The 12134-nt window shown below is 39.1% G+C and carries 10 protein-coding genes; all 10 read right to left on the minus strand.

Annotated elements, in window-relative coordinates:
• Positions 1-68 precede the first annotated feature (68 nt).
• On the minus strand, positions 69-1712 hold the full coding sequence (gene hutU / locus J2S08_RS05675) for a urocanate hydratase (protein WP_307227521.1): 1644 nt from the start codon (positions 1710-1712) through the stop codon (positions 69-71).
• A 157-nt stretch (positions 1713-1869) separates the two neighbouring features.
• Complete coding sequence (locus J2S08_RS05680; RefSeq protein WP_307227524.1) at positions 1870-3009, minus strand: acyl-CoA dehydrogenase family protein; 1140 nt, start codon at positions 3007-3009, stop codon at positions 1870-1872.
• A 410-nt stretch (positions 3010-3419) separates the two neighbouring features.
• On the minus strand, positions 3420-4571 hold the full coding sequence (locus J2S08_RS05685) for a CaiB/BaiF CoA transferase family protein (protein WP_307227526.1): 1152 nt from the start codon (positions 4569-4571) through the stop codon (positions 3420-3422).
• A 242-nt stretch (positions 4572-4813) separates the two neighbouring features.
• Positions 4814-6211 carry a sodium:solute symporter family protein gene (locus tag J2S08_RS05690; protein WP_307227528.1) on the minus strand — a complete coding sequence of 466 codons (1398 nt, stop codon included), beginning with the start codon at positions 6209-6211 and terminating at the stop codon, positions 4814-4816.
• 332 nt (positions 6212-6543) lie between these two features.
• A complete protein-coding gene (locus J2S08_RS05695) occupies positions 6544-7206 on the minus strand; it encodes a spore coat protein (RefSeq protein ID WP_370875640.1) in 663 nt (220 codons plus the stop codon).
• A 284-nt stretch (positions 7207-7490) separates the two neighbouring features.
• A complete protein-coding gene (locus J2S08_RS05700; RefSeq protein WP_307227530.1) occupies positions 7491-8210 on the minus strand; it encodes an ABC transporter permease in 720 nt (239 codons plus the stop codon).
• Positions 8211-8921 (minus strand): ABC transporter permease, encoded by a 711-nt coding sequence (locus J2S08_RS05705; protein ID WP_307227532.1) that lies wholly within the window; start codon positions 8919-8921, stop codon positions 8211-8213.
• Positions 8918-9832, minus strand: a complete 915-nt coding sequence (locus tag J2S08_RS05710; RefSeq protein ID WP_307227534.1) for an ATP-binding cassette domain-containing protein — start codon at positions 9830-9832, stop codon at positions 8918-8920. Before J2S08_RS05710 ends, J2S08_RS05705 begins: the two co-directional genes overlap by 4 nt.
• A gap of 146 nt (positions 9833-9978) precedes the next feature.
• The gene (locus J2S08_RS05715; RefSeq protein ID WP_307227536.1) at positions 9979-11337 is read right to left on the minus strand and encodes a HAMP domain-containing sensor histidine kinase; all 1359 of its coding nucleotides are present in this window, start codon (positions 11335-11337) and stop codon (positions 9979-9981) included.
• A complete protein-coding gene (locus tag J2S08_RS05720; protein ID WP_307227538.1) occupies positions 11334-12005 on the minus strand; it encodes a response regulator transcription factor in 672 nt (223 codons plus the stop codon). Before J2S08_RS05720 ends, J2S08_RS05715 begins: the two co-directional genes overlap by 4 nt.
• Between the last annotated feature and the right edge of the window lie 129 nt (positions 12006-12134).

The following is a 12134-nucleotide window of genomic DNA, read 5'->3' on the forward strand; positions in this document are numbered from 1 at the left end:
ATTGTGTTATAAGTACGCGTTTATTTAGCACGTCTTGAAAAATTGGCGCAGTGTACGTTGCTAGACAGCTATAAAGGTTTTTTTAGTCCTATTTTGTGCAACATAGATTCAGCTTTTTCATATCCTGCATCCGCATGTCTAATAATGTTTAAACCTGGATCTATCGTAAGCAAACCGCTCAATTTTTTCGCTGCCTCCAAACTGCCGTCAGCAACTGCAGTCATACCAGTATGAATAGAATTCCCAATCCCTACACCACCGCCATGTTGAATGGTTACCATTGCAGCACCGGAACAAGCATTCAGCAATCCATTTAATATTGGCCAGTCAGCCACTGCATCACTCCCATCTAACAAGTCTTCCGTTTCTCTAGTAGGCGCCGCCATTGTACTGCCTTCAGAGTGATCTCTTGTAATCGCAATCGGAGCGGACAGTTGATTGGAAGCAACCATACTGTTAATCATGTCTCCCAGCTGTCTCCTCTCATGATAATTAAGCCAACAAGTACGAGCAGGCAACCCATAAAAATAGATTCTTTCTTGGACAAATTGAATCCAGCGGCATATTCTCTCATCACGATTAAATTCCGATAAAATAACCTCATCAATTTTGTAGATGTCACTAGGATCTCCTGATAGTGCAATCCAGCGGCATGGGCCTCTGCCTTCACAGTAAAGTGGACGTAAAAATTCAGAAATAAATCCTGGGAACGAAAAAGCCTGCTCATACCCGGCTTTATATGCTTGACCACGAATGTTATTTCCATAGTCAAACACAATAGCCCCCCGGTCTTGAAGCATACACATCGATTGTACGTGAGCATAAACCGTTTCCTGAGCCATTTCTATATATTTTTTAGGTTTTTTCATTCTGAGAATATAAGCTTGTTCCAACGATAAGCCACTCGGAATATATCCGTTTAATAAATCATGAACAGCTGTTTGATCAGTGACAATGTGTGGAGTAAATCCTCTTTCAACCATTTCACAATACACATCAGCAGCATTCCCTAATAGTGCAATGGTCAATGATTGTTCTTTTTTAGCAGCCTCTTTCGCTAATTGTAATGCTTCATCTACAGTATTCGCCTTGATATCACAATAATTATTAACTAATCGCTTATTTATTTTGCTCTCATTCATTTCAACAACGATACATACGCCGCCATTCATCGCTACTGACAAAGGTTGTGCAGAGCCCATTCCTCCCAGACCCGAGGTCAAGACGATCTTCCCTTTTAAGGAGCCGTTGAAATACCGATTGGCGATTTCGCTCATCGTCTCAAATGTAGCCTGAAGAACACCTTGCACCCCAATGTATGCCCAAGAAGCAGCTGTTGCTTGACCATACATCGTTAACCCCATTTTTTCTAGCATTGAAAAATATTCATCATTTGCCCATTTCGGAACAATCATGGATGTTGATGAAAGAACGCGTGGCGAAAACGGAAAAGTCCGGAAAATCGCTACAGGTTTTCCGGATTGAATTAATAGCGTTTGATCTGTATCAAGTTGTCTTAATTCACGTATAATTGCTTCCATGGCATGTTTATCTCTTGCAGCTTTTCCTCTTCCTCCATATACAATTAATTCATTGCTATTTTCAGCTACTCTCGGGTCTAAACTATTTAAAAATAAACGTAATAATGCTTCTGTTTCCCAGTTTTTGCACGTAAGTTTATTTCCAACTGGAGAATAAATGGCATGTACCATTCATCTTTCTCCTTTCTAACCTATTATTTTTTCAAGATGGTAATCGTTTTCTTCATTTATTCATGACCACTTATGAGTAATCGTTTTTGTTCTGGCCTATCTATAAGAGCTAGACTCTCTCCCAATCCCCTGTTTTTTAGTCCAGCTTTAAAAGTATTCATTTTAGTAAATGATGGGATATAACCATTTTTTGCACTTGAGACGTGCCTTCAAAGATCTCAAGTATTCTCTGATCACGATAAAATCGCTCCACAGGATATTCTTTCATATAGCCGTAACCCCCATGAATTTGGAGTGCTTTGTGAATGACGCGATTGGATGCCTCCGAGGTAAATAATTTTGCAATCGCCGCTTCTTTTGACAACCGATAGCCTTTCTTATCTTTTAAACTAGCAGCATAATACGTATATAAACGGCCAATCTCAATTTCAGCAGCCATTTCTGCTAACATCCATTGGAGACCCTGAAAATGAGAGATTGATTGATTAAAAGCAATACGTTCTTTAGCATATGAAATGGCGGCATCTAAAGCGGCTTGTGATAATCCTACAGCCATAGATGCAATTCCAATGCGGCCACGGTCTACAACTGTCATCGCAATTTTAAAGCCCTCTCCCTCTTGACCAATGAGATTTTCTTTAGGTACATGGCAGTTTTCAAAAATAACTTCATGGGTCCTTGCCCCTCGAATCCCCATTTTGTCATCGCCAACTCCATATGATAATCCTGGTGTTCCTTTTTCAACAATAAATGCACTAATTCCCTTAGCTCCTTTTTCAGTATCTGTCTTTGCATAGACAATAAGCGTGTCCGCATAAGCACCGTTTGTAATAAAAATCTTCGAACCATTGAGAACATATTCATTTCCGACAAGCTCAGCGTTTGTTTTCATCGAAGAAACATCTGTCCCACCATTCGGTTCGGTTAAGCAAAAAGCAAATAATGATTCTCCCATACATCCAGGTATTAAATATTTCTTTCTTTGTTGTTCATTAGCAGCGAGGTAAAGTCCATCAATCCCTAAGTAATGAGCTGTTAATATAGAGCCAGTCGCCGCACAACCGTATGTAATTTCTTCCACAGCAATCGCCTCGGCTATCGAATCTGCGCCAACACCTCCATCTTTTTCGGGATAAGCAATTCCCATTAATCCTAATTCAGCTAATTTAGAAATATGTTCGATTGGAAATCGATTTTGTTCATCAAGCTCCGCCGCTTTTGGTTGTAGTACCTCACGGCTAAAGTTGCGTACCATTTTGCGAATACTTTCCTGTTCTTCAGTATATTCAAAATTCATTTCTTATGCCTCCTCTAATGTGATAAAGTGAAACTTCCATCAGTGGGGGTTTTTTCTTATCCCCCACTGATGGTTAGTTGAACCAATCGGACATTTACTGGCAGTTATCCCCCACCTAGCGCTTCTGATTCCTCTTACTCTTGAGGTGGGGGTCTTACTGCCAGTTAGATGTGGGATAAAGTGAAACTTTTTCTCTCATCCCCTATACAAAGAATCTCAAGCTAAGACACAACGTCCCCGAAAAAGGAAACCGCTTTTTCTTCGTGTGATGCTGATTCAAGAAGCTTTCCTTATCCTGTCGACCCGATCCAATCGGACATTTGACTTTCAGTTATCTCCCAACTAGCGCTTCTTGATTCCTCCTACTCAATGAGGTAGAGGTCTTGACTTGCCAGTGAGATAAACGATTTTTAATTTCTAACCTTTTTAAACTGTTCTATTATTTCATCTGTATGCTCCCCTAATCCAGGACTCGGCCGATCGATGACAGGAGGCGTTTTTGATAGTTTTACAGGATTCCCCGGTATTCTCACTTTCCCAGCAATTGGATGATCCATTTCGACAAGCATTTCCCTTACCTTTGTATGCTTGTTTTCACAAATTTCATCGATATTTAAAATTGGCGAACTTGGAACTCCTCCGTTATTTATTAATTCAACAGCTTCTTTGACAGTATGCCCTTGCAGCCATTCTTCAATGATGACTTTTAACGCTGCTTCATTGTGGGTTCTCTGTGCGTCAGTGTGAAACCTTTCATCTTCTTCAAGTTCTGGACGCTTCATAACGGCACATAGACGCTTGAATAATGAATCATTAGCGACGGCGATGACAATATACCCATCCTGCGCTTCGTATATATCAAACGGTGAACTAATCGGATGACGACTGCCGATTCGTTCAGGTATCATTCCTTCTGCCGTATACCGCATCACATTGCTTTCCAGCATTGAAAAAATCGAATCAACCATTGCAATATCAATGTATTGGCCTTCTCCTGTTTGCTCCCGATGGAATAACGCTACCATGATCCCAAATGCAGCATAGAGAGCCGCACTCATATCTCCAAGTGACGCTCCCGCGCGAGTCGGTTGTTGATCAGGATGCCCAGTAATGCTTGCTAAGCCTCCCATCGCTTGTGCAACTAGATCATAGGCCGGTCGTTGACTATAAGGTCCATATTGTCCAAAACCGGATATGGACGTATAAATGATACGAGGGTTCACTGTTTGTAAGCTGTCATAATCTAATCCTAGTTTGTCCATCACTCCTGGCCGAAAGTTTTCAACAATGACATCTGCTTCTTTCACAAGCTCTTTTATCATTCCAATCGATTCTGGTTGCTTTAAATCAAGGGCAATACTTTTTTTTCCCCTGTTAAGAAACATGAAGTAACCGCTTTCATTGTTTTTAAATGGGCCAAAGCTCCTCGTATCATCCCCTATACCGGGCTTCTCAATTTTGATGACCTCAGCCCCCATATCTCCTAGCAGCATTGTACAATATGGACCAGCTAATACTCTTGTAAAGTCAAGTACTTTTACATTAGCAAGCGGTTGTTTCATGGTGATTCCTCCTCTTTTATGAATGTTTAGGGCATTTGCCTTGAACCAAGATTCTTTTTACTTTTTGTATCATATAGCCTCATTACTTGGCGTCCCTTCTTTCTCTGTAATCAACCACACTTTTCTATATTAATTCCATTTTCATGTGTCTAGCATTTCATAACAAGAGGGATATTCTACTGTTTAGTGCATTATTTTACGATATTTCTGAAAATAGTGCACATTCTTTGTTTTATGTTCTCTTATAGTTCAACACTCTTGGTCGTAGATTTCCCTAATCCTTCGATTAAGGTAATGACTACAATCGTAATAAAGCTTGTGAATAATCCATATAAAATTGGAACAATCGATGTTGTTCCTTCAAAGGCAAGACTAATTCCGATTACAACTGTACTAATTATTATCGAATAAAAAACCGCTCGTGCCGTAACCTTTTTCCAGAAGAAACCTAGAATGATTGGGAAAAATAGTGCACCAGATAATACAGCAAATGCTATGTCTAAAGCAGCTAACACATCTTGAACCCACAAAGCACAAGTGATTGAAAATAATCCGATACATAAAGTAGCCAATCTGGAAACAATTAAAAAAAGTTTTTCACTCATATTTGGAAGAAATAATCGTTTAATGACATCATTAACGATTAACGTTGATGATGCAATCAACGTTCCAGAAGAGGTTGACATTAAAGCTGATAGTACACCTGCCAATACAATACCTAATGCGCCAGTGGGGAGTGCGGCAATTGCAATACTCGCAAATGCATGTTGAGGATCAGCTATATTGGGGACAACGGCAAAGGCACACATTCCAATAATGGCGACTGTGATTGCATATAAGAACGAATAGCCTCCAGCTGCCGCCATACCAATACGGGAAACTTTCAAACTCTTAGCCGTAAAAATCCTCTGCCAGACATCTTGGCCTACCACAATTCCTAATGTATATAAGAGGAAGCTTTTCATCATATCAAGTCCCCCCATCACACTGAAGTCAAAATAGGAGGAAGGAATGCTGTCCTGTAAACCTGACCAACCCCCAACCTTGCTGAGACTTAATGGAAGCATGATGAAGAAAATGCCGATTGTCATCACAATGAATTGTACAATATCTGTCATCGTCACGGACCACATTCCACCAAGAACAGTGTAAAATATGACGATTCCTCCTGCGACCAAAATCGATACGCTAAAATCCCACTTAACCCATGCATTTAAAACGCTTCCAATAGCAATAATTTGTGTAACAGTCAGCATTGTCGTATAAGTAGCTGACACAAGGGAACTGATTAATCTTGCTTCCACGCTAAAACGTTTTTCAAGCATTTCCCCGATCGTTAAAACTTTTAAGTTAAATATCTTCTTGGCAAGAAATATACTAATGATTATTAAGCCTAACCCTTGTGAAAAAACAAACCACATCCCTGATAAGCCAGACTGATAGCCTAATTTTGCTGTACCCACTGTAGCTGCTCCACCAAGTGTAAGAGCAGAAAGACATCCAAAGTACATAAAGAAGCTCAAATTTCTACCGGCTATCGCATAATCCTCTGAAGATTTCGCCTTCTTTACACCCAAAAAACCAACCAATGCAATTCCGATAAAATAAACAACAATGATGAAGACATCCACAATATTCATCGTCACTTTCCTCCTTCAAAATAACCATCCACAATACATCAGTGGATTTCCCTCCATTCCTCTTATGCAGCATTGAAATTTGCACGGTCATCCTTGCAGTATCTGTGTTGATGTAAGGTAGGAACAACTTTCAACAATAATTTTTCTGTGTTATTTGAATTTTAACACTATCATCTTTCATTAACTAAGTGCCTTTTTTTAAGATATGGTTCACTTTTTTCGGTTCAATCCTTTTCTTCATTGATTTTTTGCTGAAAGAGATATTTTTAAAAAATAAAGAGACTGTCCCAAATGTCAAAAGACGATTGGTTCAGTCCCATTTTATTAGTTTATTACTGAAGCATTTGATTATTTCCTTGTACTGGAGCAAATGAATTCATTATTTGCTGCACATCGTTTGTATTCATCTGTGGAACTTGGTAATAATGATGCTTATTTTGGTAAATCGATAATTCATACGCCATTTCAATACAGTTTGGAATGCTGTCAGCTAGGACGCGGCGCACAACTGGGTTCGTCGATTCAAGTGCAGCCAATGTTTTTGCTGATGCCATTGATTTTAGCGAACTGAGCATAAAACCAGAAGCGGAAGCATCATTGATTTCATTTTGTGATTGGACTGGCTTTGTAGGCTGAGTCGGTTTAAGCCCAAAAATGAAATCATTTCCTTGTTTCATTTGATAGCTTTGTGTTGGCTTTGATGGATCTTTGCCTGTTTGGAAACACTCTAGCGTAATATTGTACTCGTCTAAGATAAACTGGTATTGACGCTGAAGGATGTCCTGAAGCTCTGGATCTTTCACATACTGCTTGCACATTGTATACAAATCAAGTGTTCCAATTGCTCCTGTCAATACTTCTTTGACGTCAAAAACTTCATGACCGCCATGATTAAATTTGGGAGGAACACTGCCTGTTTGCATATTCTGATGCATTTGTGGATTGTTTTGATTTTGTTGGTTTTGTTGATTAGGATTCATATTGTTCATATTCATGTTCATTTGTTTAAACCCTCCTATTGTCATTTAACATTAAATAGTTTGAGTAAAAACAAACGAATTATGCGAAAAAAGAACAAATATCTTCTGAAATGCCAATAGTTCACATATCACATACATTTCTGAAGAAAGTGATAATGGTTTTATTGCATTTTTTCATAAGGACGTTAGATGGAACATATTTTGTAAACGATCTCTGTAAAGACATTCCCTTTATTCCTAAGGTCACAACTTTTTATTAATCATTGGATACCATTCGATACCCAGCCTATTTATCTCCTTTAGACAGCTTTCTTTTGAAAATAAAGCAAACCTCCACTTAAAAACAAGACAAAACTTCCCAAAACAACATAGATAAGTGTCTCCATCGGCATGAAAAAGACACCAAATGTGTCGCCAGTTTGCGGCATCATCATAAGAAAAGGCTGTGCCCACGGATACCATGGACCATATTTGGCGGAATTTACGACGAGAAGATTAGGTATCGTCATGATCACATTTAATGCCAAAGGAGCTGCAAAGCTGGCCCACGCAAACGATACCCACAACTGTAAAGCAGCCAATGGCAAACTAGCAATCAATCCACCAACAATACTTTTGGTCATCAATTCCCAAGGGAATGGCCCTGAAAATCCTTTTAATGTACCAACACAAACCCAGCCAAATAATAAAAGCAATTGAGTGAAAGCAAGAAAGACAATGACAATAAAGCCTTTTGCTAAAAATACTTGCCTTCTTGAAACCGGAAGCGCCAACAGTTGTTTCCAGCTATTTCCTTGATGCTCATATCGACACACGAAAGCAGAAAAAACACCAGACAATAAAGGTAAAAATAGCAGACCATGCGCTGGGATCATCATTCCAAGTGTACCAAGCCACCCCAATTCACTCTCACTCAAAAACCCTATAAAGCTTGCCAGCGCTGGACTAATAAATATAAGCAGCCATATATTTGTTTTTCGCAGCTTTAGCCATTCTGAACGAACAAGTTTCCACCACATTCATTTCACATCCCGTTTCTCAAAATCAAATATTCCAAACAATAAGATCAACAATCCAACCGCCAAACCTACCATCACAAACCACTCAGGTTGATGCTTGTCACTTATTAAAAGCGGCCATTTCCAAATAAGCCAATCTGGCCCACGAACAGAATAAAGAGAAAAAATTGCCCCAAAGATGCCAATGGTTAAAGGAAGCGCCTGATTTCGCATTGTAATTGAAAGCCAAACCTGAAGCGCCATGATCGGCAGTGCCGCAAATAAAGGATAAAAACTATTTTTTATCACTTGCAACAAAGGAAAATCAAAGCCAAACCTTAAAGCGATCCCAAGTATAATGGTTTCGATAACCAATAGAAAGCAAGCGACGAGCAACAACAGCACATTTTCAATAAACTTTGCCGTAAAAACGGCTGTTCGTGATACTGGTAGAGCTAACAGCTGCTTCCAGGCATTTTGCTGATGTTCCACATTTGCAGTCATCGAAGCAAGAATAGCAATGCCAAGCAATAGCGTGATAGGAATAAGCACGTTCACATTTTGCAGCAGCTCTTGCCAAACATCTTCTGCCTGTCCAACTAAATAATCATAGCGAAGACCGAAATTTACTGCCTGTAGACCTACGATGCCGAGAGGTCCTAAAAAAACCAAAAACCAAATCCACTTGCGCTTCATTTTTAATAAATCAGCCTTTAATACTTTTATCATCATAAGCTGACTTCCTCCTTTGTCAGCTCAAGGAAAATATCCTCTAGAGACATCTTCTGCTCCTCTACGCGATACACTGAGAATCGTTCAGAAGCCAAAGCAGAAACAACGCTTGCCACCTGTTCATTTTCAACCTTGTCCAAAAAGAGAGAACCATCTTCATACATCGTTGTTATTCCTTCGTTCAATAAAAATTTCCATGCAGCTTCTCCGTCATTTACAGAGATGCGAATTTGGCTTTTTGCCTTTTGGCGCAACTTTTCAATCGAATCTTGAAAAATCATAGATCCCTTTGAAATAATACCGACTCTTGTTGCCATTTGATCGATTTCACTTAATAAATGACTAGAAACAAGTACTGTTATCCCATATTCACGCGGCATATTTTTAATAAGTTCACGAATTTCTTGAATCCCTGAAGGATCTAGCCCATTCGTTGGTTCATCTAAAATAAGCAATTCGGGATTTCCTAATAAAGCGGCAGCAATACCTAAACGCTGCTTCATCCCTAAAGAAAAGCCTTTAACAGGACGATTAGCCTCTTTCGACAAACGAACGGTCTCCAACACTTCACTAATACGTGATCGCGGCACACTTAAAATTTTTCTTAATGCTTCTAAATTTTCTACCGCTGATAAATGCCCATAATAGGAAGGAGATTCAACTAAAGAACCAATCTTTCGCAATGCTGAAAGCTTATTCTTGCTAAAATCTTGTTGAAATAACTGAATCGAGCCATGGGTCGGTTTCATCAGCCCTAAAAGCATGCGAATGGTGGTTGTTTTCCCCGCACCATTCGGCCCTAAAAAACCGTAAATTTCACCTTTTTCTATCTCTAGGTTGACACCATTCACAACATTTCTTGCACCAAATCTTTTCGTTAAATGATTCGTTCTTACGATATATTCGCTCATTTCCTTCACCTCAATGTCCATCTTATCTGCACATGGTTAAAGGAAGAGCTAGTGAAAGTTTAAAAATAGGTTAAAAAATATTTGATACTAATAGAAAAAAAGCCTCTCGACCCTATACAAATAAAAACCGAGCTGCAACGCTCGGCTTAATGTGCTTCCATTATTGTAATCAACGTCCCCTTTTTAGTAGATGTAATCTCCCAAGCAAGCGACATTTCCTTTAACATTAATGATACAATCGATAAACCAATGCCAGCCCCTTTGTTTTTCGAAGTTTGTTTAAAGCCTGGCCCATGGTCTTCTATACATAATTGCCTCCCATTCACTGTTTTTTCCATACCGATTCGGATATATTTTCCGCCTCTCGCATGTCTATATATATTTTGAAAAAAATTATCTAACACACGTTCAAACCATTGGATATCAATTATCCACTCTACTTTCTCATTTGGCAAGTCAATATCTACTACAAAAGCTTCCTTCTCAAACAAAGGATACCACGATGCAGAAACTTGTCTCACAAGCCTGACAACATCGGTTTTTTGTGGATGAAAAGGATACTTGCCTGCTTTTAAGAGTGTATAAGATTGGAGATTGTCAATAAGGTCGCCCAAATAGGTAACTTTTAAATCTAATGCTGCTAATGTTTGTTTTCCATTTTCAGTAAGCGGCTCCTTCTTTAGAACAGATGCATGACCGCGCAGCGTCGTTAAAGGGGTTCGCAAATCATGTGACAAATTTGCGATTAGTTCTCGGCGAAGCTGTTCTTCTTCCTGCTCACGCCTCCTGCTTTCTTCTAATTGATCAACCATTCGATTAAAGGAAGATTCAAGTTGCCCGATTTCATCCGTTTTATCAACAAGTACATGCTCAGGGATGCCATCATCGCTTCTATCTTCCATTACTAATTGAAGCCTTAAAAGCCGTTTGCGAATCCGGTTGAAAAAAAGCCAAGAAAAGAAAATAAATAACAATAATATGAATAGAATAGTTACAATCATCAGCTTAGAATAACGTTCTACCATTGTCTTGCCTTCATAATCTAAATACTTCCTTGGCAATTGAAAAACCATAAACCCATTATTTTTATCTTCCCCAACAAAAGCAACGACTGTAAAAGGGTCGCCATTGTAGCTTTTTTTCATAAAAGCTACCGTTTCTGCAGCATCCCATATAGAGGGAATATCTTTACTATTAGATGATTGCCATTGTTTTTTGCCATGCTCGTCCACCCAAAAGATCGCCGCCTCTTTGTATGCATCATGCAAGCTTTGTAATGTTGTCATGATCTCCTCTTTTGTTGAGGAACGTAATGCACTAGCTTCTTCGTGCCACATCTTCTCCAGATCAGTCCCATTTTTATATAGATATTCATCTCCGCCATGAATCGACTCCATAGAAGTATAATAAAGAATCGATATAGTAGGGATGGATATCGGGATTAAAACTAAGGCAAACACAATAATGATCAAGTACTTTGCTAATAAAGAATGGCGCCGTTTCATTGCTTCACCCGATAGCCAATTCCTCGAATCGTTTCAATAATCGTTGGTTTAGAAGGATCTTTCTCTAATTTCCCACGCAAATGACGAATATGTACCATTAAGGTTTTATCTCCATCCAAGTAAGGTTCCCCCCATACACCTTCGTAAAGCTGCTCTTTTGTTAAAATTTGATTTGGGTGTCTTAATAGATAATGAAATATTTGGTGCTGCTTACCAGTTAGCATAATTTCTTCATCCGTATAGCGATGAACGATCCGATTTTCTTTTATATAAACAGTTAAATGCCCTAACTCTATTACATTTGGCTTCTCTCGCTCAAATCTTCTAAGCAGTACCTCAATTCTAGCTACTAACTCCTCCAGATGAAATGGTTTCGTTAAATAATCATCAGCAAATTCCAGTCCTTGCAGCTTGTCGTCTACAGAAGTTCTAGCGGAAAGCATTAGAATAGGGACATCTGGTTGCACTTTCTTCAATCTTTTTCCAACTGAAAAGCCGTCCAATCCCGGAAGCATCACATCAAGAATGACCACATCTACCTCCGACATCAAAGTGAGTGCACCTTCACCTGATAATAGCCATGTTACCTCGTACCCATTTCCCTTTAGTTCTGATGCCACCCATTCTCCGATTTCCGAATCATCTTCAATATATAAAATATGGGTCATGCTTTTCACCTGCCATCTCTTCATTCATGATCTAATTCTAACTTTCTATTGTCATGTACATACACTAACTATTTCACCGAACTAGCTAAAGTTGCATCTATTTAAGTATATTACATTTTCACTAAGGAA

This window comes from Bacillus chungangensis, from assembly GCF_030812995.1.
Taxonomy (GTDB): Bacteria; Bacillota; Bacilli; order Bacillales; family Bacillaceae_C; genus Bacillus_CF; species Bacillus_CF chungangensis.

Coding starts and splice junctions, on each gene's coding strand:
- J2S08_RS05705 (WP_307227532.1), bottom strand. CDS start 8,921: ATGATGATAAAAGTATTAAAGGCTGATTTATTAAAAATGAAGCGCAAG.
- hutU (WP_307227521.1), bottom strand. CDS start 1,712: ATGGTACATGCCATTTATTCTCCAGTTGGAAATAAACTTACGTGCAAA.
- J2S08_RS05695 (WP_370875640.1), bottom strand. CDS start 7,206: ATGAATATGAACAATATGAATCCTAATCAACAAAACCAACAAAATCAA.
- J2S08_RS05690 (WP_307227528.1), bottom strand. CDS start 6,211: ATGAATATTGTGGATGTCTTCATCATTGTTGTTTATTTTATCGGAATT.
- J2S08_RS05700 (WP_307227530.1), bottom strand. CDS start 8,210: ATGTGGTGGAAACTTGTTCGTTCAGAATGGCTAAAGCTGCGAAAAACA.
- J2S08_RS05710 (WP_307227534.1), bottom strand. CDS start 9,832: ATGAGCGAATATATCGTAAGAACGAATCATTTAACGAAAAGATTTGGT.
- J2S08_RS05680 (WP_307227524.1), bottom strand. CDS start 3,009: ATGAATTTTGAATATACTGAAGAACAGGAAAGTATTCGCAAAATGGTA.
- J2S08_RS05685 (WP_307227526.1), bottom strand. CDS start 4,571: ATGAAACAACCGCTTGCTAATGTAAAAGTACTTGACTTTACAAGAGTA.
- J2S08_RS05715 (WP_307227536.1), bottom strand. CDS start 11,337: ATGAAACGGCGCCATTCTTTATTAGCAAAGTACTTGATCATTATTGTG.
- J2S08_RS05720 (WP_307227538.1), bottom strand. CDS start 12,005: ATGACCCATATTTTATATATTGAAGATGATTCGGAAATCGGAGAATGG.